We start from the raw sequence: 22826 nt of genomic DNA on the forward strand, positions 1-22826 counted from the left end.
CGAGCCCACGATCCCGGCGAGGGCCGGCACCACCACGACGGTATTCGTCCGCGGGGGGATGCCACGGCAGGTTCGGCATGGGGCATGGCGAAATCTCCGGCCTGACAGTACGGGTGCGGATGGTCTGACAGATTTTAGACAGGTTTTAAGTCAGTTGCTTGACTTAAGTTGACAGTCCCGGTTGACTGATCATGACTCGAAGGTCGGTTCGGAGGGGGCATGGTGAGTCAGGGTGACGGTGGGCCGAAGCTGAGCTATCCGATTCCCAGCGAGGCGGTTTTGGAGCCGCCGGCCGAATGGGCGCGACTGCGGCAGGGGTGTCCGGTGGCGCGGGTGACGCTGCCCAGCGGGGACGAGGCGTCACTGGTCACGCGCTATGAGGACGTCAGGCGGGTGCTGTCCGACCCGCGGTTCACCCGGCCGACGCACGCGGACGACGCGGCCCGGATCTCGGCCAACGAGTCGGGCGGGCTGTTCGACAATGAGATGTCGATGTCGATACCGCAAGCCGGTGACGGGCATAAGCGGTGGCGGCGGATGATCGGCAAATGGTTCACCGTCAAGCGCATGACCGCGCTGCGACCGGAGATGGAGGCGATGGCCGAGCGGCTCGTCGACGACATGCTGGAGCGGGGCCGGCCGGCGGACCTCAAGGCGAGCCTGGGCTTCCCGTTGCCGGTGTGGGTGATCTGCGACCTGCTCGGGGTTCCGGACTCGAACCGGGACAGGTTCGCGTACTGGTCCGACACGTTGCTCAACCTGACCCGGTACACGCAGGCGGAGATCGACGCGGCACAGGCCGAGTTCGTCACGTACATGGCCGCCCACATCGCCGCCAAGCGCGCGGAACCGGGCGAGGACCTGCTCAGCGAGCTCATCACCGGCGCCGACGCCGACGGCGAGCGGCTGTCCGACGCGACACTGGTGGCCACCGGCCAGGGTCTGCTGGTCGCCGGACACGAGACCACCGCGAACATGATCGGCAAGATGGTGGCGATGCTGCTGGCCGACCGGCGGCGCTGGGAGCGGCTCCTGGTGGATCGGTCGCTGGTGCGCTCCGCGGTGGAGGAGGCGCTGCGGTTCGACGCCAACCCGGGATTCGGCATGCCGCGCTATCTCGGCGAGGAGATCGAGGTCGCCGGGACCCTGCTACCGCCTGGGACGACCGTGGTGTGCAGCATGGCCGCGGCCAACCGCGACGAGAGTGCCTTCGAGGGGGCCGACGAGATGAACCTCGGCCGCAGCCCGAACCCCCATCTGGCCTTCGGTGTCGGCGCGCACTCGTGCCTGGGGCAGGCATTGGCCCGCACCGAGTTGCAGGTCGTGCTCGAGGTGCTGCTGCGCCGGCTTCCCTCCCTGGAACTCGCCGTTCCGGTGGAAGAGCTGCACAAGGTCGAGGGACTCGTCGTCGGCGGGTTGCGTGAGGTTCCGGTGCGATGGTGACCATGGCCGGCAGGACCGCCAGGGCCGAGCGGGCCGATGCGACGCGGGAGTCGATCCTGGTGGCGGCGGAGCGGCTGTTCGCCGAGCACGGGGTGTTCGCCGTCTCCAACCGCCAGGTCAGCGAGGCCGCAGGGCAGGGAAACAACGCCGCGGTCGGCTATCACTTCGGGACCAAGGCCGATCTGGTCCGCGCCGTCGTGCGCAAACACGCCGAGCAGATCGAGCGGGTACGCGTGCGGATGCTGGCCGAGATGGGCGACAGCTCGAACGTGCGGGACTGGGTGGCCTGCCTGGTGCGCCCGAGCGCCGAGCATCTGGCCGCCTTGGGGGACCTCACGTGGTATGCCCGGTTCGGTGCCCAGGTGATGACCGACCCCGCATTCCGCGAAATCATGGTCGACGAGTTTCTCACCTCGCCGTCGCTGCACCAGGTCCTCGACGGGCTGAACCGCTGCCTTCCCGAACTGCCGGCCGAGGTGCGTGCCGAGCGCGGTGACATGGCCCGTCAGCTGATGGTGCACATGTACGCCGAGCGTGAGCGCGCTCTCGCGGAGGGCACCCCCACCCCCCGGTCCAGCTGGCACGACGCCGCGACCGGGTTGATCGACGCGCTCGTCGGGCTGTGGCTGGCACCGGTCACGCCCTGCCCATGACGAGAGCCTTCGCGCCTCGGTGAATCGCGGGCAAAGGAGGAGCTGACCATGAAAGTCACTGTGGACGAGGTCGAATGCCGCGGTGCCGGCCAGTGCGTGCCGATCGCACCGGAGGTGCTCGATCAGCCCTGCGATGACAGCCGAGAGACGCCGGTCCGACACCGCTCTCGGCGACGACCACTGCCCCTTCAGGAGGGGAAGTGCTCATCAACGCCTGCCGCGAACATGTCGCGGTACGGGTTCCATTGGAGGAATCAATGACCAGTACGTTGAATCCGGCGAGTGAGCACCCCGCGGAGATTCCGGAGTACCCGATGGCCCGGGCGGCGGGCTGCCCGTTCGACCCGCCCCCGACCCTGCGGGCCAAGCAGCAGGAGGGACCGCTCGCCAAGGTCCGTCTGTGGGACGGCAGCACCCCGTGGCTGGTGACCCGTTACGCCGAGCAACGGGCACTGCTGGCCGACCCGAGGGTCAGCGCCGACGTCACCCGGCCCGGCTACCCGAGCTCGGCCCCCGTCAACGATTCGTCGAAGGTCAGCTTCATCCTGATGGACGATCCCGAACATGCTCGGCTGCGGCGGATGGTGACGGCGCCGTTCGCCATCAGGCGGGTGGCCGCGCTGCGGCCGGCCGTGCAGAAGATCGCTGATGACCTGATCGACGACATGCTCGCCGGCCCGAAACCGGTCGACCTGGTCGAGGCGTTCGCCCTGCCGGTGCCCTCACTGGTGATCTGCGAGTTGCTCGGTGTGCCGTACGCCGACCACGACTTCTTCCAGGACAACAGCAAGACCGTCATCAAGCGGGACGCGACGCCCGAGCAGCGGTCGGCCGCCCTCGGCCGGCTGGCCGGCTATCTGAACGACCTGTTGGGCGAGAAGCTCACCAACCCCGGTGACGACATGCTGTCCGGGCTGACCGAGCGGATCAGGACCGGAGAACTGTCCCGGCAGGAAGCAGCCCGGATGGGGGTGCTGCTGCTGATCGCCGGGCACGAGACCACCGCGAACATGATCGCGCTCGGCACGCTCGCCCTGCTGGAACACCCCGACCAACTGGCCCTCCTCCGCGACTCAGGCGATGAGAGGCTGGTCGCCTCGGCGGTGGAGGAACTGCTGCGCTACCTGCACATCACGCACAACGGGCGGCGCCGGGTGGCGCTGGAGGACATCGAGATCGCCGGGCGGCTCATCCGCGCCGGCGACGGGCTGATCTTGGCCAACGACATCGGCAACCGTGACCCCGAGGCGTTCCCCGACCCCGACCGGCTGGACATCCAGCGCGACGCCCGCCGCCACATGGCCTTCGGCTTCGGAGTGCACCAGTGCCTGGGCCAGTCGCTGGCCCGGCTGGAACTGCAGATCGTCTACAGCACCCTCTACCGGCGCATCCCCACCCTGCGGTCGGCCGCGGATCTGGACCAGATCCCGTTCAAGCACGACGGGTCCGTCTACGGAGTCTACGAACTCCCCGTGACCTGGTGACCTTCCCCCGCAGGGCAGGCAAACGACAGGAGGATCTCATGAAGGTGACCATCGACCAGGACAAGTGTGTCGCTTCCGGACAGTGCGTGGTCGCTGCCGCGGACGTGTTCGACCAGCGTGACGAGGACGGCATCGTCGTGCTGCTCAACCCGGACCCACCGGCGGAACAGGCCGCCGACGTCCGGCACGCCGCGGTGGTCTGCCCGGCGCTGGCCATCCACATCGAGGAGTGACGGGCAGATCGACTCCGGACGCTGCGCCATGGTTCTCGATCTCCGTGCCGCCGCGCCGTGCTCAGCCGTTCTCCGGACCCAGATCGGCCATGCGCATGGCCGATCGTATGATCTCTTCCAGGCGCTCGCTGTGCGCGCCGCGCCAGTAGACCTGGCCGCATTCCGAGCATCGGCCGTAGACGTCGTAGGAACGCTTGGTCCCGGGCTCCAGCAGGCGGTCGATCTCGTGTTTCTCAACGGGGATCAACTCCCCGTTGCAGGCCGTGCAGCGGGTCCACGGCCGCAGCGGTGGCGCGAATCGCTCCAGCAGGTCACGGAGCTGATCGTTCGCCTTGTTGCCTCGTACGTAGGCGCCGAGCCAGAGCGCCCGGCGGCAGAGCAGGCCGTGGTCCTGGGTCAGCAGCACGCGGCGTTCCCGGTTCGCCTCGACGACCAGGGAGGGGTCGTCCATGTCGTTGTGGTAGGTCGCGTCCACGCCCAGCAGCCGGAGCCGTCGCGCGAGGGTGCCCAGGTGGACGTCGAGCAGGAACCGGGGCGCCTGCTGTCCCGGTTCGAGCGGCACTCGCTGGGGGCGGGGCACGGCGTGAACGTGGACCACGTCACCGGCGGCGGGCTGGTAGGACGGGCCGACCTCCGCGCCTTCGACGGTCAAGGGCCCCACCTCCGGCAGCGGAATGCCAAGTGACTCCACGACATGCCCCAGCGTCGATGTCCCGTCGGGCGCCACCCGCTGCCACTCGCCTCGCCGGCGCGCGGGCAGGAACAGGAGCAACTCGGGGGCGATATGCAGGCGGATGTCAGATTCGATCACACTTTCAGCATGCCATCCACCGCAGGTGCTTCGAGGTTGTGGTGCGGGATGGGTGACGGCCGTGACCCGGGCCTGCGTGATCTATGTTGGCGTCGACTCTGAACGCGGGCTTATGGCCAGCGCGGCCAGCTCCGCTGCCTGTTCGGGGTGGAGCGGGGGCAGCGCGGTCAGCAGGCGCAGGTAGATGATGCCCAGCACGGCCTCGGTGGCCAGCGCGACGCTCGGGAGGTTCAGCCGATCTTCTCGCTGGGCCCTTTCCATGATGGGGGCCAAGGATGCCTGCTGGTGCTGATGAGTCTGCGACAGGGCCTTTCCCAGGGCGTCGTCGGCCGCGAAATGCGGTGCGAGCTGTCTGATCAACTCTCCGGCGAGGGTGGTCGTCAGCACGGTGATCTTTTTGTGGAGCAGGGTTTCCAGGGCGACGGCGACGTCGTCGGTCTCCTCGGTGATCTCGCTCACCTGGGCGAAGGCCATGTCCACCGCGTCGGAGATCAGCGGGGCGATGTCGGGCCAGCGTCGGTACACGGTGGGGCGGCCCACGCCCGCACGGCGCGCGATGGCCTCGATGGTCGTCCTGCCCAGCCCGTTCTCCGCGACGATTTCGAGCGTGGCCCGCAGGATGCGCTGAGAGGCGTCACTGTCGAGGGGTCTGCCGCCGCGCGGCCGGTCGATGTCACGCATGGGCTTATCTTCTCACCTAGATACGTTACGATACACGGGCGTAATGAATCAGGGTGAGAGGAGCGTGTCATGCCCCTGGCGTTGATCACAGGAGGGTCGCGCGGAGTGGGTGCCGCACTGGCGCACGAGCTGGCACGGCGCGGATATCGGCTGCTGTTGTGCGGTCGGGACGCCGATGCTCTGGCCCGTGTCGCTGCCGCCCTGCCGCAGGTCACGGCAGTCCCGTGCGATCTCGCCGATGTGACGCAACTGCGTCTTCTCGCCGAGGCGGCGACCCGCCTGGGCGAGCTGTCGCTGCTGGTCAACAATGCCGCTGTCCAGGACGTCTACGAACTCGGAGACCTGACACCGGACCAGGGGTGCGATCGCATCAGCCGGGAGATCGCGATCAACCTGACCGGCCCCTTGCGGTTGACGGCACATTGCCTGCCGTTGCTACGGGCCCGGCCAGGCTCTCGGATCGTCAACGTGACCTCGGGGCTGGCCATCGCGCCCAAGCGCGGTGCCGCGGTGTACTGTGCGACGAAATCGGGCCTGCGCACCTTCACCCGGAGCCTGCGCTACCAGGAACAGGCCGCGGCGTCGGGAGTGGCGGTCACCGAGGCGATGTTGCCGCTCATCGACACCGACATGACCGCGGGCCGCGGCAGGGGAAAGATCAGCCCGCAGGACGCCGCCCGGGCCATCGCCCGCGCCATCGACCGAAATCGCGACCACGTCTATGTGGGCAAGATCAGGCTGCTCAACGCGCTGCACCGGGTGAGTCCGCAGCTGAGCTACCGGGTGACGCGCGACGGGTAGCACCTCGGCTGCGACATCCTCCATCCTGCCCGCCGGCTCCGGATCTCATTTTTAAACGCCCGGTAAATGAACGTTTCACGCTCGCCACGCGCCTCCTTGTAGCCCTACCAGGTCACACCCGTGCCGAAATCTGGAACCGGTGGTTGGCTACCTTCGGACGGCTGCCGATGTGATACTTCCGGTGCCGGGAAGCCTGAATCGAGTGACCAGCATGTTTCCCCGGAAATACACTTCTTTCATGCCGCAGGAGAATTGATGCGCAAAGTGCGAACTTTGCTCGTCGCAGCCTTCTTGACCACTGGCCTGGCGCTATCCGTCGGTGTGGCGCCCGCGCAGGCCGCCACACTCAGAAACGTCTACTACTACGACTGGGACTGCCACCGGGTCGGGAACCTCGGCATCCAGGAGGGTCGGTGGGCCTCGTACACCTGCACCCCCCAATCCGGCTTCTGGTTCCTCTATGCGTGACGCCTCTCCTGATACACCTGCGTGTCAACACCGCCGGGCCTGGTGATCGCCAGTCAGGCATCGTGCAAGCCCGCAGGTCAAAGAGATGAGGCCGAGGTGCTCCCCAAAGCCGATCATTCCCGCCGCCGGTTCCGTGCCGATACGGTTCGCGCGCGGACGCGCGAACCGTACCTCACTTCCCGTCAGGGAACGGGTGTCTCCATGATGGTCCTGACCTGGGCCGGAGAGAGGGCGGCGGCGTAGGTCCTGACCTCGTCGATCTTGCCGGCGAAGGGGTTGGTGCCCGAATAGATCCAGAGGAATCCCGTTTCGCCCCTCGGGGAGAAAGACCTCCTCCTTACTTCCGCCAGTTCGCCGTTGATGTAGAGGGCGAAGGTGTCCTTCTCGAACGTGATGGCCAGATGGCTCCAGACCTCGACGGGCAGGGTGCGGTAGCTCGGCAGCCGGAACACGGAGTTCGTCTCCCAGTCGAAGGCCACGACAGAGGGGCCCGGCGGGCCTGAGTCGGACGCGAGCATCTCGAGTTCGGTTTCCGTGCCCCTCCACTTGAGGAGCCTCTGCGCCGTCCCGGAACGGGAGGGGTTTACCCAGGCGGAGACGGTCATGCCCTCGGTCATCCGCAGTGACGTGGACGGCTGCATGAAGATCTCCCCCTTGTCATCGAACTGTATGGACGTGCCGAATTTGCCGTCCGCCCAGGTGGTGTCGAGGGCCGTGCCGTTGTTGCCCCGCCCCGAGCCGTCCCGTACGGTCGTGCCGGCGCCCTCGTTCATGCCGTAGGCGAGTGTCAGGTTCTGCGACAGGTCGGGTTCCGGACGGGTCGTCACCGGCGCCTCTCGCGAAGGCACGCTGCGCTGACCGACTCGGTCCACCGTGATGATCCGGTAGTAGTACGTGCCGGCCGCCGGCACGGGGTCCAGATGTGTCCAGAATGAGGGCTCCGGAACCGTGGCGACCAGGGTCGCGCTCGACGGGGTGAAGCCGGAGACCGCCGATCGGTGGATCTCCGAGGCGCCGATTCCACGGTCGTCGGAAGCACCGTTCCACCACACGGTCGCCGACCCGCCGTGGCCGGCGGTCCAGACCGACGAGGGCGGGGTAGGAGGGCTGTCCGGTTCCATCACCTGGGCGACCACCGGCTCGGACAGCGGTCCGAGTTGGCTTGAGGTGTCGACCGCGCCCACGCGATAGTAGTACGTGCCGCGGGATTGGAGGACGTCCGCGTAGGAGGTGGTGGTCACGGTGCTCAGCAGGGTCGAGGCCGAGGGCGTGAAGTTCGCGTCCGTGGATCTGTGGACCTGATAGCCGGTGATCCCGGCGTCGTCGGTGCTGGCCTGCCAGGAGAGCGTGGCCTTGCCGTACCCGGGGACGACGGCCAGGCCCTCCAGTGCGGTCGGCGGGCTGTTCGGAGCCCCGCCGGTCACCGGCCTGGTCATGTCGGCGTTGATCTGGGCCTCGCTGAGTGCCGTGTCGTAGATCCTCACCTCGTCGACGAGACCTCCCCCCCGGGAGATGGCGAGCGGGGCGGCAGTCGCCATGATGGCGCCCTGAACCGGCCGGGAGGCCACCATGGCGCCGTTGACGTAAAGACGCAGGGTCTGACCGTCATAGGTGGTGGCGAGATGGCTCCAGGTGTACGGGGGCAGAATGGGACCGGTGACCTGGTAGGCGGTCGAGGTGTGGACGGACGCCGAGGAGCCTCTGAAGCCCGCGAGGCTGTAGGAGGTGCCCTTGTTGACGAGCACTTGCGAGCTTCCCGAGTCCGTGGGATTGACCCAGGCTTCCACCGTCATCGCCGAGGTGAGGCGCAGGGACGAGACGTCCTGCGCGATCACCCTGCTCGACGGGGTGTTCAGGGCGATGGCCTTGCCGTACTTCCCGTCCGTCCACGTGGTGAGGGTGGCGGTGCCGGTATTGCCGCGGCCTGACGCGTCGCCGACAACGCTGCCGGCGCCCTCGTCCATACCGTAGGCGAGCACCGGGACGGGCTCGTCCGCGGCGAGGGCCGCCGGTGGAGCCGTCAACAGTGTCGCGCCGAGCAGGAGTCCCGCGCACGCGGAGAGGACCCCTCCGTACTTTCTCAATATCGCTCCCCATAAAAGAATCCCCCGATTCCCGTACGGACATTATGCGTTGTCGATCGAGAATCCACGCGGCCCGAATCATTGAAATCCTGCGCCACCCGATTCCACCCTCTCGACTCTGTGACGTCGTTCCGCCGGCCGGCTTCGCCCTCGGGCCGGTGACGTATGGCCGGCGCACCGGGAGGAGGTCGCATCCACACCATCAGGTTTGTAGCGAGCCGCACAGGTCACCCGACCGTAACTGGTCGTGTGAACGAAGTGGACTCCGCCCACACGGCACAATTCGCAGAGGGACCCCGGATCGCCGCGTGACCGTCCTTGCTCAGCGGTTGTCCGCGATGTGGTTGGCGGCGATGTAGCCGAACGTCATGGCGGGGCCGATGGTGGAACCGGCGCCGGCGTAACTGTGGCCCATGACGGCGGCGCTGGCATTGCCGGCCGCATAGAGGCCGGGGATGACCGCAGCGGCCGGAGAGAGCACCCGGGCCTTGTCGTCAGTGACCATTCCGCCCTTCGTGCCGAGATCACCGGGGACGATCTTGAAGGCATAGAACGGCGGAAGCCACAGCGGGGCGAGACAGGAGTTGGGAATGACCGCCGGGTCGGTGTAGTAGTGATCGTAGGCACTGTTGCCGCGCTTGAAATCGAGGTCCCTGCCGGTCGCGGCGAAGCCGTTGAAGCGGCTGATCGTGCCCTGCAGAGCATTGGCGGGGACGCCCATCTTGGCCGCCAGACCCGCGATCGTGCTCGACCTGACGAGGGCACCGTTGCCGTACCACGCGTCCGGGAACGGCAGGGTCGGCGCGAGATCCTTGAAAAGATAGCGGTTGCGGTAGCTCTGGTCGATGATCATCCAGGAGGGGATGTCCGGCGCCGTGGCGTTCTTCTGGTACATGACATGGACCACGTCGCTGTAGGGTGCGGCTTCGTTCACGAAGCGCATGCCTTGCTGGTTGACGATGATGCTGCCCGGAAGGGTGCGCTCGGCCAGACAGAAGTACGGTTCGCCGGGCAGCGGGATCACCGGCCCCCACCAGGAGTCGTCCATCAGCGCGACCTCGGCGCCGGTCGCGAGGCCGGCCAAGATGCCGTCGCCGGTGTTGGAGGCGGCACCGATGGTCCAATCGGTGCCGATGGGCTGCTGCTGATATCGGTTGCGCATGCCGGCGTTGTGCTCGAAGCCGCCCGAGGCGACCACGACCCCGTACTTGGCCTTGAGCAGGGTCTGTGTGCCGTTGCGGGTCACCAGCACGCCGGTGACCCGGCCCGCGTCGACGCGTAGATCGACGAGCGGGGTGTTCAGCCAGACCGGCACACCGGCCTGCAGCAGTCCGGCCCGCAGCGCTCCGGCCAGCGATTGGCCCATGGTGAGCGGTTTTTTGCCCTGTGCGGTGGCCTTGATCCAGCGACTGTAGGTTTCGAGCGCGATGGCGGCGCCCTTGGCGTTGACCAGGGCGAGGTTGAGCCACTTGTAGTCGGCGCTGAAGACCACCTGGCCGTTCGGAACCGGGATGTAGGCAGGGTTCAGGTTGGCCAGTTCCGGGCCGAGGAGATTCCCGTCGAACATGTCCGGCTCGATGGATCGGCCGTTCGGCAGGCCGCCGGTCCGTTCGGGATAGTAGTCGGAGTAGCCCTCCATGTAGCGGAAGCGCAACGGGCTGTTCTGCATCACGAAAGAGATCATGGCGGGGCCGTTGTCGAGAAACGCCGCCTGTCGGCCCGCGGGCACCTCGCTCCCGACGACCGCCGCGAGATAGGCGGCGGCTTTGGCCGGGGTGTCCGGTACCCCCGCGGCGAGAATGACCTGGTTGTTCGGTATCCAGATCCCCGCACCCGACCGGGCCGCCGAGCCGCCGAATTTGGCCGCCTTCTCGACCACGAGCGTGTTCAGCCCTCGCTCTGCCGCCACCAGCGCAGCAGTCATCCCGGCCGCCCCGGCCCCGACCACCACGACGTCATACTCCGGCGCGTCAGCGATATCCGCATGGGCGGCGACACTGCCGATTATCTTTGAGCCGAACGCGATCCCGGCGCCGGCGGCGGCGCCGCGCAGCACCTGCCGGCGGGTCGGATGGGAACTGTGAGCAGGCATTCGAAGACCCTTCGCATGAGAAACGGCCTTGCCGGCACCTCGCGCCCGGTACCTGCTGTTGAAACATGTTCTATTTAGAAGTGCCAATCATGCGCTTGGTTGGTATGCCTGTCAACGGCGGACGGCGTCGATCTTGACAGATCCGGATGTCCGCCATCGGGTGTCCGGCCGACTGTGGTTCCCGTCGCTGTCGTCCCTCCGTCACGCCGGGTCGCCCTGCTTCGTCGCCGTCGCTCCCATTTTCGGGTGGCGCCCTTGGCATATCTTCTGATCATGGAGAGGGGCCTGATCGAGCGGTCCCGGGTGGCGACGAGTAATCCCAAAGAGCGGGTGAGAAGGAACTTCGGCACGGCAAGTCACATTCGAGCGGCTGACTCGGCACCCACTACTGCGAATCTATCCGGCCAAAGACGAACGCGGCACTGGGCCATACAGGGAAAACCCAGGTCGACGCAGCATTTCCAGCCGAAGCATGCCTCCAGGAGAATTCGCCCGTCCCGATAGGCCCTCACGCGCCGAGCTGCGCAAACGAGTCCATCATGACCCCAACAGAGCAATTATCTGTTGAACTCGGGTCGGTATTCAGGACCGAATGAGAACTAGGCATTGCCCTAGATACACCGTCCTTACAATCCCGGGGAAAGTGGATCACGAACTGAGGCCAGCCCCTTGGAGACAACCCCATGAGTAAACTGGCGACTTCGGCGGATATAGCTGTTGTGGGTCTTGCTTGTCGGTTGCCTCAGGCCGATGGTCCAGCGGCGTTCTGGGACCTGTTGACCGGTGGGGTCGACGCGGTCACCGAACGGACCGGTGACGGTGGGCCGAGGTGGGCGGGACGGTTGGCGGACAAGGCGGCTTTTGACGCGGCCTTCTTCGGACTCTCCCCACGAGAGGCCCGGTACACCGATCCGCAGCAGCGGATCATGCTCGAACTCGGCTGGGCGGCGCTGGAAGACGCCGGAATCATCCCAGGCGTCCTCAAAGGGACGCCGACCGGCGTTTTCGTCGGTGCGATGGCCGACGACTATGCGTATCTGAGCCATCGCGCCGGGCGCATCGGCCACCACTCGCTGACTGGAATCGGCCGCGGGATCATTGCCAACCGCCTCTCGTACTTCCTGGGTGTCAACGGGCCGAGTCTGACCGTCGACACCGGGCAGTCCTCGTCATTGGCCGCCTTGCACCTGGCATGCGAAAGTCTGCGGAGCGGCGAGAGCGAGATCGCCCTGGTCGGCGGCGTGAACCTCATCATGGCCGAGGAGAGCACCAATATCGTCGAGGAGTTCGGTGGGCTGTCCGCCGACGGGCGATGCTTCACCTTCGACGCTCGCGCCAACGGTTACGTGCGCGGTGAGGGCGGCGTCTGTGTCGTGCTCAAACGGTGGGAGGACGGCGACGACGCGTACGCCGTCATACGGGGGACCGCGCTGAACAACGACGGCGGCGGTGACTCGCTCGCGGTGCCGCGCGGTGAGGCGCAGCAGGCGGTGATTCGGGCCACCTGTCGCCGGGCCGGGGTGGCGCCGAGCGATCTGCACTACGTGGAATTGCACGGGACCGGCACGGCGGTCGGCGACCGGATCGAGGCGGCGGCGCTCGGCGCGGTCTTCGCCCCGGGCCGGGACTCGCCGTTGCTGGTCGGGTCGGTCAAGACGAACATCGGCCACCTGGAAGGCGCGGCCGGGCTGGCAGGTTTCCTGAAGGCCGTGCTTTCGCTGCGGCACCGGATGGTTCCGCCCAGCCTGAACTTCGCCGAACCCAACCCCGAGATCGACTTCGACGCCTGGCGCCTCCAGGTCGTCCAGGAGAACACCCCGCTGCCAGACGGTGCGGTGGCGGGTGTCTCGTCGTTCGGAGTCGGCGGGACCAACTGTCACGTCGTGCTTTCGTCGACCGGGCGCGGGGCCGACGCACCGGAGAACCCCGTCGAGGCACCGCTGTTGTGGCCGATGTCGGGCAAGACGGCGGGCGCGGTCCGCGACCAAGCCCGCGCCCTGCACGCGGAGCTTCTGGCCCGTCCCGACCTGAGTCCCGCGGACGTCGGCTTCTCGTTGGCGACGACCCGCACCGTGTTCCCGCACCGGACGGTGATCAGCGCGACCAGCCGGACCGAGTTTCTGGGGGCTCTCGACACCCTTACCGGACCGAACGTGGTCAGCGCCAAGGCCCGTGCCGAGGTGAAACCGGTCTTCGTGTTCCCTGGGCAAGGGACGCAGTGGGTCGGTATGGGGACCGAACTCCTTGACACGTCACCGGTCTTCCGCGAGCAGTACACCGCCTGCGCGGAGGCGTTGAGATCGTTCGTGACCTGGGATCCGTTCAGCGTGCTCGACGACGAAGCCGCGCTCGCCCGAGTGGACGTCGTGCAGCCGGTGCTCTGGGCGTTCATGGTCTCCGCCGCCGCGCTCTGGCGTTCCTACGGTGTCGAGCCCGCAGCACTCGTCGGTCACTCCCAGGGCGAGATCGCCGCAGCGAATGTGGCCGGCGTGTTGTCCATAGAGGATGGTGCGCGTGTCGTCGCCATGCGCAGCAAGGTCATCGGTGCGGGGCTTGCCGGTCGCGGGAGGATGGCATCGGTCGCGATGTCCCTCGACGAGCTGCGACCGTTGCTCCCGCCGGTAATCTCGGTCGCGGCGGTCAACGGCCCCAAATCCGTCGTCGTGGCAGGTGAACCTGGCCCGATGCGGCAACTCGTCGACGACCTTACCCAAGCCGGTGTCAGGATCAAGCTGATCGGTGTCGACTACGCCTCCCACACGGCACAGGTCGAACCTGTCATGGCGGAACTGGCCGAGCTGCTCGCCCCGATACGACCACAGGAACCTCGGATTCCCATCCAGTCCACGGTGGACGGCAGCGAAGTGCTGGACGGCGACTACTGGGTGCGCAACCTGCGCCAGACCGTTGAGTTCGAGGCGGCGACGGATGCGCTGAAGGCCGCCGGGCACGAGGTCTTCCTGGAGATGAGCCCGCATCCGGTGCTGACGCCCTCGATAGAGGGTGATGTCTCGGTGGTGGGCACACTGCGCCGCGACGACGGAGGACTCGACAGGTTCCTGTTGTCCTTGGCGACCGCGTACACCCACGGCGTCACCGTGGACTGGCACGCGGTGTTCGATGCCGGGCGCCGCGTTCGGTTGCCGGGCTATGTCTTCCAGCGCCGGCGGTACTGGCTTGACGAGCCGGAGAAGGCCGAGCGGCCGGCCGCGGTGAACATGGCCGGAATCGTCGCCGCCGAGATCGGCGCCGTGCTCGGCCACACCGACCTCGACCCCACTGCCACGTTCAAAGAACTCGGCATCGACTCGGTCACCGCGGCCGACCTGCGGGCGAGACTCGTCGCCGCGACCGGGCTCTCGCTGTCCACCACGGTGATCTACAACCATCCGACTCCGGCGGCGTTGACGTCCTACCTGGACTCTCTTGCCGACGGATCGGAGCCGGTCCGGGTGAACCAAGAGCCGGTAGCCGGCGACGACGATCCCGTGGTGATCGTGGGAATGGCCTGCCGTCTGCCGGGAGGAGTGGACTCGCCGGCCGCGCTCTGGCGTCTCATGGACTCCGGTGCCGACGCGATCTCCGCGTTCCCGGTCGACCGTGGCTGGGATCTCGACGCGTTGTCAACGCTGCCGCAGCAAGGCGGATTCCTGGCCGATGCGGCCGGGTTCGACAGCGACTTCTTCGGGATCTCGCCGCGTGAGGCGCTGGCGATGGATCCGCAGCAGCGGCTGGCGCTGGAGGTGACCTGGGAGGCGGTGGAGCGGGCCGGGATCCCGCCGTCGTCGCTGGGCGGTACCCGGACCGGCGTGTATCTCGGTGCGATGGCGCAGGACTACGGTGCCCGGATGCACGAGGCGTCCGGTGACGCCGAGGGGTACACGCTGACGGGCACCTCGCCCAGTGTCCTGTCCGGCCGGGTGGCGTACACCCTGGGGCTGGAGGGTCCCGCGATCACGGTGGACACCGCGTGCTCGTCGTCGCTGGTCGGCCTGCACCTGGCCGCGCAGGGGCTGCGGTCGGGGGAGTGCTCGCTGGCGCTGGCGGGCGGGGTCACCGTCATGTCGACGCCGGGCATCTTCCTGGAGTTCGCCAAGCAGGGCGGTCTCTCCCCGGACGGGCGGTGCAAGGCGTTCGCCGACGCGGCCGACGGCACGGGATGGGCCGAGGGCGTGGGCGTGCTGGTGCTGGAACGGCTTTCCGACGCCCGGCGCAACGGCCATCAGGTGCTGGCGGTGGTGCGCGGGTCGGCGGTGAACTCCGACGGCGCGTCCAACGGGCTGACCGCGCCGAACGGCCTCGCGCAGCAGCGGGTCATCGAACAGGCTCTGGACGATGCCGGCCTACGCGCAGAAGACATCGATGCGGTCGAGGCGCATGGCACCGGAACCCGTCTGGGCGACCCGATCGAAGCCGAGGCCATCCTCGCGACCTATGGCCAGAACCGGAGCACACCACTTCTCCTGGGATCACTGAAATCCGTCATCGGCCATGCCCAGGCGGCGGCCGGCGTCGCCGGCGTGATCAAGATGGTGCTGGCGATGCAACAGCGGACCCTGCCGCGCACACTGCACATCGACGAGCCATCGTCCAGAGTGGACTGGAGAGGTGGTCAGGTCGAGTTGCTGACCAGCAGCCGACCGTGGCCGGACAGTGGTCGTCCGATGCGGGCCGGTGTGTCGTCGTTCGGGATCAGCGGCACCAACGCGCATGTGATCGTCGAGCAGGTGCCGGACCCCGTGTCCGAGCCGGGGCAGCCGTCCGATCCTCCCGCTTCGGAGGCTCCGGCCAAGCCCTCCGGGCCTGGTACGACGCCGGGTGCGGCGCCTGTCGTGGTGCCCTGGGTGGTCTCCGGTAAGAGCGAGGCCGCGCTCGGTGCCCAGATCGATCGGCTGACCTCCTTTGTGGCCGAGACCGGTGCGGATCCGGTCGATGTCGGCTATTCACTGGTGGCGGCGCGCTCGGAGTTCGCTCATCGGGCGGTGTTGCTGGCCACCGGCGGCGGTGTGACCGAGGCGGCACGTGGTGTCGCCGGGCCGCCGGGCGCGCTGGCGGTGGTGTTCGCGGGGCAGGGCGCGCAGCGGATCGGGATGGGCCGCGAGCTCGCCGCCCGGTTCCCGGTCTTCGCCCGCGCGCTGGACGAGGTTTTCGCGCGGCTGGCGGTCGAGCTGGAGCGGTCACCGCTTGAGGTGATGTTCGGTGCGGATCCGGGGCTGCTGGACCGTACCGAGTTCGCCCAGCCGGCGCTTTTCGCGATCGAGGTGGCTTTGTTCCGGCTGGTCGAGTCCTGGGGCGTGACACCGGACCTGTTGGTGGGGCACTCGATCGGCGAGATCGCCGCCGCGCATGTGGCCGGTGTGCTGTCGCTGGACGATGCCTGCGCGCTGGTCGCGGCCCGGGGCCGGTTGATGCAGCGCCTGCCCGAGGGCGGGGCGATGGTGTCGGTTCAGGCCGGGGAGGCGGAGGTCGAGCCGGTGCTGGAGGACGGGGCCGTCATCGCCGCGGTGAACGGGCCGTCGTCGGTGGTGATCGCCGGGGACGGGGACGCCGTCCTGCGAACCGCCGCGTGTTTCGGCAAGGCCACCCGGCTGCGGGTGAGTCACGCGTTCCACTCGCCGCTGATGGAGCCGATGCTGGCGGAGTTCCGGCAGATCGCCGAGGGGCTGACCTTCCACGAGCCGAGGAAGGCGATCGTCTCCACCGTGACCGGCGAGGTGGTCGACGCCGCGTACCTGTGCTCGGCGCAGTACTGGGTGGACCATGTGGTGCGTCCGGTGCGTTTCGCCGCGGCGGTGCAAGCTGCGGGCTCGGCGGGGGCCGGGGTGTTCCTGGAGCTGGGCCCGGACGGCGGGTTGTCGGCGCTCGTTCACCAGAACCTTTCGGTTCGCCAGGACTCGCACAAGCCGGCGGCTGCCTTTCCCGTTCTGCGTAAGGACCGCGGTGAGGAGGCGGCGGCGTTGGCCGCGGCCGCCCGGCTGCACGTGCGTGGTGTGCCGGTGCGGTGGCGGGAGCTGTTCCCGGCCGCCCACCGGGTGGATCTGCCGACCTACGCGTTCCAACGGGTGCGCTACTGGCCCGAACTCTCGGTGGCCGCGGGCGATGTCACCGCTGCCGGACTGGACCTGCCGCGGCATCCGCTGCTCGGCGCGGCCACGGAGCTGCCCGACACCGGCGGGTTCCTATTCACCGGTCTGGTCTCGACCGCGGCGCATCCGTGGCTGTCGGACCATGTGGTGGCCGGGCAGGTGCTGTTTCCCGGCACGGCCTTCGTCGAGCTGGCCCTGCGGGCCGGCGAGGAGGTCGGCTGCGGCCTGGTGGAGGAGCTCACGCTCACCTCCCCGCTGGTGATACCCGAGCGGGGAGGTGTTCAGGTGCGGGTGGCGCTCGGCGCCGTCGACGACAGCGGCAGGCGGACGGTGGGGGTGTATTCCCGCCCGGAGGGTGAAGCGGACGCGCCGTGGGCTCAGCACGCCACCGGTGTGCTCGCCTCCGCCGCGCCGACGAGCGTCCCTGACGCGGGGATGGAGGAGTGGCCGCGCGCGGACGCCGTCACGGTGGACCTCGACGGCTTCTACGACCGGCGGGCGGCGGTGGGTTTCTCCTACGGTCCGGCGTTTCGGGGGGTGCGCGCCGTCTGGCGTACCGAGCGGGAGGTGTTCGCCGAGGTCACCCTGCCCGAAGACGTCGCCGCCGACGCGGGCTCCTACGGGTTGCATCCGGCCCTGCTCGACGCTGTGCTGCAGGTGGCATCGCTGGCCGGGCTCGACGAGGCGGAGGGCGGACTGCTGCCCTTCGCCTGGAGCGGGGTGTCGCTGCACGCGTCCGGCGCCTCGGCGCTGCGGGTCCGGATGAGCATGGCGGGCCCGGACGAGGTCACGCTGGTCGTGGCCGATGCCGGGGGCGTGGTGGCCTCGGTGCGCTCCCTGGCGTTCCGCGCTTCGCGGCCTGCGGCACGCACCGGCGGCGGGCCGCTGCTGCGGCTGGACTGGCCGCTCGCGGCGGCATCCGGGAACGGAGACGATCCGGCCAGGCGGTGGTCGGTGCTCGGCTCCGACGGGTGGGGTCTGGTCGCCGCCCTGCGCGAAGCCGGGCAGGTGGCGGACATCGCGCATGAGATGGAGCCTGCCGCGGACGTGACCTTGGTACCGGTCCCGGTTCCCGCCGGGGACGACGTTCCGGCCGCGGTGCGGTCGGTGACCTCGGCGGTCCTGGCCCGGCTGCGGGAGGCCGGGCGCGACGAGCACGCCAACCGCCTGGTGGTCTTCGTGACTTCAGGCGCGGTGGCGGTGGCCACCGAAACCGTGGCCGACCCCGTCGCGGCGGCGGTATGGGGTCTGGTGCGTTCGGCGCAGCTGGAGTACCCGGGGCGGTTCGTCCTGCTGGACCTTGATCGCGATCAGGTGGATGCCGGTCGGGTGGACGGACGGATGCTGGTCGCGGCGCTGGATCCCGGCGAGCCGCAGTTGGCGGTGCGTGACGGGCTGCTGCGGGTGCCGCGCCTGGTCAGGGTCGACGACGACCACTCTCAGAGCGGGCCGGCTGCCGGCACCGTCTCGCCGACACCGGGCACCGCCGGGGGTGTCGACGGTGCCGCGTCGGTGTGGAGTGCCGGCGGCACGGTGCTGGTCACCGGTGGTCTGGGTGGGCTGGGCGCGCTGGTCGCGCGTCATCTGGTGGCCGAACATGGTGTGTGTCACCTGGCTCTGGTGGGTCGTCGTGGCCTGGATACCGAGGGCGCGGCGGAGCTGGTGTCGGAGCTGAGGGCCCTGGGTGCCGAGGTCATGGTCATGGCTTGCGATGTGTCCGATCGTGAGTCCTTGGCCGAAGTGATCGCTGCGATCCCGCCAGAGCACCCGCTCACCGGGGTGGTACACGCCGCGGGTGTGCTCGACGACGGCCCGATCGACGCTTTGACGCCCGAGCGGATCGACGCCGTGCTGCGGCCGAAGGCGGACGGCGCCTGGCACCTGCACGAGCTCACCCGCGACCTCGGCCTGACCGCGTTCGTGGTGTTCTCCTCGGTGACCGCGGCGCTCGGCAACGGCGGCCAGGCGAGCTACACCGCGGCGAACGCCTTCCTCGACGCCCTGGTACGGCAGCGCGCCGCTCAGGGGCTGGCGGGCGTGTCGATCGGGTGGGGGCCGTGGCAGCAGGACGCCGGGATGACCAGCGCCCTCACCGAGACCGACATGCGACGCATGGCCCGGGCCGGGCTGCTGCCCTTGGTCGCCGAGCAGGGACTCGCCTTCTTCGACGCCGCCATGACGAGCCGGGAGCCGGTGGTGGTGGCGGCGCGGCTGGATCGGGCCGCGCTGCGGGCGCGAAGCAGTGTCCCGGCGGTCTTCCGCGCGCTGGTGCCCGCTCCCATGCGGCAGGCGGCTGTCACGCCTGCCGCCTTCGCCGCCCTGGGCGGGCTGTCGGGACGGGCGCTCGGCGAGGCGGTGTCCACGCTGGTGCTCGGGCAGGTGGCCGCCGTGCTGGGGCATGCCTCGGCGAACGCGATCTCGCCGGACATGACCTTCCAGGACCTCGGCCTCGACTCCCTCACCTCGGTGGAACTGCGTAACCGGCTGATCGAGGCGACCGGGATGCGCCTGGCGGCCACACTGGTGTTCGATCAGCCCACCCCCGCGGCGGTGGCCCGTTTCATCCGCGAGCGACTTGAGGGCACGGACGCCGCGGCGCCTGTGCAGGTCGCGGCCCCGATCGCCGGGGATCCGATCGTCATCGTCGGCATGGCCTGCCGGTATCCGGGCGGGGTCACCTCACCGGAGCAGTTGTGGGAGCTGGTCGCTGAGGGGAAGGACGCCATCTCCGGTTTCCCGGCCGACCGTGGCTGGGAGGTCGCGGACACCTCTTTCGCCCGTGCGGGTGGATTCCTGTACGACGCGGCTGAATTTGATGCTGAGTTCTTCGGGATCTCGCCGCGCGAGGCGCTGGCGACCGACGTCCAGCAGCGGCTGCTGCTGGAGACCTCCTGGGAGGCCGTCGAACGGGCGGGTATCGACCCGCTCACCCTCAAGGGCAGCCCGACCGGCGTCTTCGCCGGGATGATGTACCACGACTACCCGTCGACGGGAGACGGGGCGGCGGAGGAGTTGCGGGGGATCGTGGTCAACGGGACCACGGGCAGCGTGACCTCCGGCCGGGTGTCGTACACCCTCGGCTTGGAAGGGCCGGCGGTGACGGTGGACACCGCCTGCTCGTCGTCGCTGGTGGCGCTGCATCTGGCGGCGCAGGCGCTGCGCTCGGGCGAGTGCTCGCTGGCGCTGGCCGGTGGGGTGACGGTGATGTCCACCCCGAACACCTTCATCGACTTCTCCCGCCAGGGCGGCCTGAGCTCTGACGGGCGGTGCAAGGCGTTCTCCGAGTCCGCCGACGGGGTCGGCTGGTCGGAGGGTGTGGGTGTGCTGGTGCTGGAGCGGCTGTCGGACGCGCGCCGCAACGGTCATCAGGTCCTGGCGGTGCTGCGCGGGTCTGCGGTCAACCAGGACGGGGCGTCCAACGGGTTGACCGCACCGAACGGTCCCTCACAGCAGCGGGTGATCCGGCAGGCGCTGGCCGGTGCGGGGTTGTCGGCGTCGGATGTTGACGTGGTGGAGGGGCACGGGACCGGGACGACGTTGGGTGACCCGATCGAGGCGCAGGCGCTTTTGGCCGCCTACGGGCAGGGCCGGCCGGAGGACCGTCCGCTGTTGCTGGGGTCGATCAAGTCGAACATCGGTCACACCCAGGCCGCGGCGGGTGTGGCCGGTGTGATCAAGATGGTCATGGCGATGCGCGAGGGCGTGGTGCCGCGCACGTTGCATGTGGTCGAGCCGTCGTCGCATGTGGACTGGAGCGAGGGCGCGGTCGAGCTGGTGACCGAGCCGGTGGAGTGGCCGGAGACGAGTCGTCTGCGCCGGGCGGGGGTGTCGTCGTTCGGGATCAGCGGCACCAACGCCCACGTGATCATCGAACAGGCCCTGGAGGTCGCAACCGAGGAGGCTCCGCAAGAACCGGAGGCTTCACGAATCGGGGCGGAGCCGGGCGTGGAGGAACAGGCGTCGGCTACCGGTGTGGTGCCGGTGCTGGTGTCGGGCCGTACGGCTGGGGCGCTGCGGGCACAGGCAGGGCGGCTGGCCGCGCACGTGGAGGGCCACGATGAGCCGGCCTTGGCCGATGTGGCGTTCTCGCTGGCCACGACGCGGTCGGCGTTCGAGCGTCGGGCGGTGGTGGTGGGTGCTGATCGTACGGAGTTGGTGCGGGGTCTGGCCGCGGTGGCCGAGGGGGCGCCGGCCGCCGGTGTGGTGACCGGTTCGGCGCGGGGAGCGGCCAAGCTGGCGTTCTTGTTCACCGGTCAGGGCAGCCAGCGGGCGGGGATGGGCCGGGAGCTGTATGCGCGGTTCCCGGTGTTCGCGCAGGCGTTGGACGAGGTGATCGCCGAGCTGGACCCGCTGCTGGAGGGGTTCGACCAGGAGCCGGATGGCGCGTCGGTTGAGCGGGCAGGTCGTTACCGGGGCTGCTCGCTGCGGGAGGTGATCTTCGCCGAGCCGGGCAGCGAGTTGGCGGGGTTGCTGGATCGGACGGGGTGGGCGCAGCCGGCGTTGTTCGCGGTGGAGACGGCGCTGTTCCGGCTGGTGTCCTCGTGGGGGGTTCGGCCGGACGTGCTGGCGGGGCACTCGATCGGGGAGATCGCGGCGGCGCATGTGGCCGGGGTGTTGTCGCTGAGCGATGCGTGCATGTTGGTGGCAGCCCGGGCGTGGTTGATGCAGGTGCTCCCGGCGGGTGGGGCGATGGTGTCGGTGCGGGCTTCCGAGGAGGAGGTCGTCGCCCTGCTGGCCGGGCGTGAGGACCAGGTGTCGGTGGCGGCGGTGAACGGTCCGGCCTCGGTGGTGATCTCCGGGGTTGAGGAGGCGGTCCTCGGTATCGCGGCCGTGCTGGAGAAGCGCGGGGTGCGGACGCGGCGGTTGCGGGTGTCGCATGCGTTCCATTCGCCGTTGATGGAGCCGATGCTGGAGGACTTCCGCGTGATCGCCGGGACGCTCACCTACAACTCGCCGCGCATCCCGGTGGTGTCCACCCTGACCGGGGAAGCGGCCACGGCCGAGCAGGTGTGCTCGCCGGATTACTGGGTGGAGCAGGTGCGTCGGGCCGTACGGTTCGCCGACGGTGTCCGTGCGCTGCACGGCCTGGGCGTGCGGGCCTACCTGGAGCTCGGCCCCGACGGGGTGCTCACAGCGATGGCTCAGGACACCCTCACCGCGGAGAACGAAGCCGATGCGGGCTCTGACCCGGGGGCGGACGCGGTGCTGGTGCCGGTGCTGCGCGGGGGCCAGGACGAGCAGACGACGATCATGATGGCGCTGGCCGGGTTGCACGTGCGCGGGGTTTCCCTTGATTGGCGTGCGGTGTTGCCGGGTGGGCGGCGGGTGGAGCTGCCCACCTACGCCTTCCAGAAGGAGCGGTTCTGGCCGAGTGGTCGGCGGGGCGGGGACGCGCGAGGTCTGGGGCTTGAGACGGTGCTGCACCCGTTGCTGGGGGCGGTGGTGGTGTCGCCGGAGTCCGGTGGGGTGGTGTTGACCGGGCGGTTGTCGGTGTCGGAGCAGCCGTGGATGGGTGATTACGAGGTTCTGGGACGGGTGTTGCTGCCCGGGACGGGATTTGTGGAACTGGTGGTCCGCGCGGGTGACGAGGTCGGCTGCGCGGTGGTGGAGGAGCTGGCGTTGCAGGCGCCGCTGGTGCTGCCCGAGTCCGGTGGGGTGCGGGTCCAGGTGGTCGTCGACGGCCCCGGTGACGGCCCCGGTGCGGCGGGCAGGCGCGCGGTGCGGGTGTACTCCCGAGCCGATGGGCGAGCGGGCGGTGAGTGGACGCTGCACGCTCAGGGAGTGCTGGCGGAGCGGGCGGCCGAACCGGGGTTCGATCTGGTGCAGTGGCCGCCGGCGGGGGCGGCCGAGGTGGAGGTGGCGGGAGCGTACGAGCGGCTGGCCGAGATCGGCTATGGCTACGGGCCGGCGTTTCAGGCGTTGCGGGCGGCGTGGCGTCGGGGACAGGAGTTGTTCGCCGAGGTCGTTTTGGGGGAGCGGACGGCTGCGGA

General features: G+C 69.1%; 11 protein-coding genes. 7 read left to right on the forward strand and 4 right to left on the reverse strand.

What is annotated here, in order from left to right:
• Positions 1-219 precede the first annotated feature (219 nt).
• The 4 genes from ABT061_RS29300 to ABT061_RS29315 all read left to right on the forward strand — a co-directional run bounded on the left by ABT061_RS29300 (position 220) and on the right by ABT061_RS29315 (position 3813).
• Positions 220-1443: a cytochrome P450 gene (locus ABT061_RS29300; RefSeq protein ID WP_350923947.1), complete on the forward strand. Its 1224-nt coding sequence runs from the start codon at positions 220-222 to the stop codon at positions 1441-1443.
• Positions 1437-2096 carry a TetR/AcrR family transcriptional regulator gene (locus ABT061_RS29305; protein ID WP_350923949.1) on the forward strand — a complete coding sequence of 220 codons (660 nt, stop codon included), beginning with the start codon at positions 1437-1439 and terminating at the stop codon, positions 2094-2096. The genes ABT061_RS29300 and ABT061_RS29305 overlap by 7 nt, the downstream gene beginning before the upstream one ends.
• A 257-nt stretch (positions 2097-2353) precedes the next feature.
• Complete coding sequence (locus ABT061_RS29310; protein ID WP_350923951.1) at positions 2354-3580, forward strand: cytochrome P450; 1227 nt, start codon at positions 2354-2356, stop codon at positions 3578-3580.
• A 38-nt stretch (positions 3581-3618) separates the two neighbouring features.
• Positions 3619-3813, forward strand: coding sequence for a ferredoxin (locus tag ABT061_RS29315; protein WP_350923953.1), 195 nt, complete (start codon positions 3619-3621; stop codon positions 3811-3813).
• Between the two features lie 61 nt (positions 3814-3874).
• Here ABT061_RS29315 and ABT061_RS29320 read toward each other — a convergent pair whose 3' ends face one another.
• Positions 3875-4624, reverse strand: a complete 750-nt coding sequence (locus tag ABT061_RS29320; protein ID WP_350923955.1) for a Mut7-C RNAse domain-containing protein — start codon at positions 4622-4624, stop codon at positions 3875-3877.
• A gap of 81 nt (positions 4625-4705) precedes the next feature.
• Complete coding sequence (locus ABT061_RS29325) at positions 4706-5305, reverse strand: TetR/AcrR family transcriptional regulator (protein WP_350923957.1); 600 nt, start codon at positions 5303-5305, stop codon at positions 4706-4708.
• Positions 5306-5374: 69 nt separating this feature from the next.
• Here ABT061_RS29325 and ABT061_RS29330 point away from each other — a divergent pair, with 69 nt between their 5' ends.
• Together ABT061_RS29330 and ABT061_RS29335 are read left to right on the forward strand one after the other, a co-directional pair.
• Positions 5375-6106 (forward strand): SDR family NAD(P)-dependent oxidoreductase, encoded by a 732-nt coding sequence (locus ABT061_RS29330; RefSeq protein ID WP_350923959.1) that lies wholly within the window; start codon positions 5375-5377, stop codon positions 6104-6106.
• A gap of 255 nt (positions 6107-6361) precedes the next feature.
• A complete protein-coding gene (locus tag ABT061_RS29335; RefSeq protein WP_350923961.1) occupies positions 6362-6574 on the forward strand; it encodes a hypothetical protein in 213 nt (70 codons plus the stop codon).
• A gap of 182 nt (positions 6575-6756) precedes the next feature.
• On the opposite strand, the gene ABT061_RS29340 is transcribed toward ABT061_RS29335, so the two are convergent.
• Entirely contained in the window at positions 6757-8658 is a 1902-nt protein-coding gene (locus tag ABT061_RS29340) for a LamG-like jellyroll fold domain-containing protein (protein WP_350923963.1), read from the reverse strand.
• A gap of 322 nt (positions 8659-8980) precedes the next feature.
• The gene (kstD, locus tag ABT061_RS29345) at positions 8981-10714 is read right to left on the reverse strand and encodes a 3-oxosteroid 1-dehydrogenase (protein ID WP_350923966.1); all 1734 of its coding nucleotides are present in this window, start codon (positions 10712-10714) and stop codon (positions 8981-8983) included.
• Between the two features lie 773 nt (positions 10715-11487).
• Between kstD and ABT061_RS29350 the strand changes: the two genes are divergently transcribed.
• The coding region (locus tag ABT061_RS29350) for a type I polyketide synthase (RefSeq protein ID WP_350923968.1) at positions 11488-22826 on the forward strand (11339 nt) is incomplete at its 3' end.

Source organism: Streptosporangium sp. NPDC002544, from assembly GCF_040295965.1.
In the GTDB taxonomy this organism is placed as follows: Bacteria; Actinomycetota; Actinomycetes; order Streptosporangiales; family Streptosporangiaceae; genus Streptosporangium.